Annotated in this window: 1 protein-coding gene; it reads left to right on the top strand. The window is 56.8% G+C overall.

All coding sequences use genetic code 11. The features are described from left to right. Positions 1 to 324: hypothetical protein (locus ACO0K9_RS28115; protein ID WP_422990707.1), on the top strand; the 324-nt coding region annotated here is incomplete at both ends.

Below are 324 nucleotides of genomic sequence, written 5' to 3' on the forward strand. Positions count from 1 at the left end.
AACACTACCACGGGTGATGGTACGACAGGCAACACCGGCAACGGTACAGGTAACACTACCACGGGTGATGGTACGACAGGCAACACCGGCAACGGTACAGGTAACACTACCACGGGTGATGGTACGACAGGCAACACCGGCAACGGTACAGGCAACACTACCACGGGTGATGGTACGACAGGCAACACCGGCAACGGTACAGGTAACACTACCACGGGTGATGGTACGACAGGCAACACCGGCAACGGTACAGGTAACACTACCACGGGTGATGGTACGACAGGCAACACCGGCAACGGTACAGGTAACACTACCACGGGTGAT

The sequence above is a fragment of the Undibacterium sp. Ji50W genome, assembly GCF_049340445.1.
GTDB lineage: Bacteria > Pseudomonadota > Gammaproteobacteria > Burkholderiales > Burkholderiaceae_D > Undibacterium.